The sequence below is a fragment of the Paenibacillus sp. MAEPY2 genome, from assembly GCF_000499205.1.
Classification (GTDB): domain Bacteria; phylum Bacillota; class Bacilli; order Paenibacillales; family Paenibacillaceae; genus Paenibacillus; species Paenibacillus vandeheii.
The window spans coordinates 1-335 of sequence record NZ_AWUK01000105.1 but is presented as its reverse complement, the minus strand read 5'-3'; the positions used below and the strand labels follow the sequence as shown (position 1 = coordinate 335).

Annotated in this window: 4 tRNA genes; all 4 read right to left on the bottom strand. The window is 54.6% G+C overall.

Going from position 1 to position 335, the window contains the following annotated elements:
* Positions 1-4 precede the first annotated feature (4 nt).
* The 4 genes from P364_RS0134670 to P364_RS0134655 all read right to left on the bottom strand — a co-directional run bounded on the left by P364_RS0134670 (position 5) and on the right by P364_RS0134655 (position 335).
* Positions 5-81: transfer RNA gene (locus P364_RS0134670), tRNA-Arg, on the bottom strand.
* Positions 82-87: 6 nt separating this feature from the next.
* Positions 88-162, bottom strand: a tRNA-Gly gene (locus tag P364_RS0134665).
* A gap of 10 nt (positions 163-172) precedes the next feature.
* Positions 173-253 (bottom strand) — tRNA-Leu (locus P364_RS0134660).
* A 6-nt stretch (positions 254-259) separates the two neighbouring features.
* Positions 260-335, bottom strand: a tRNA-Lys gene (locus P364_RS0134655).

The window sequence follows — 335 nt, the reverse complement described above, 5'->3', positions numbered from 1 at the left end:
ATAATGGCGCGCCCTGAGAGATTCGAACTCCCGGCCTTTTGATTCGTAGTCAAACGCTCTATCCAGCTGAGCTAAGGGCGCAAATATTGGAGCGGACGACGGGAATCGAACCCGCGACCCTCGCCTTGGCAAGGCGATGCTCTACCGCTGAGCCACGTCCGCTTATAAAGGATGCGCGTGGAGGGACTTGAACCCCCACGTCAAAGACGCTAGATCCTAAGTCTAGTGCGTCTGCCAATTCCGCCACACGCGCATATGATGGTGAGTCATGAAGGGCTCGAACCTTCGACACCCTGATTAAAAGTCAGGTGCTCTACCAACTGAGCTAATGACTC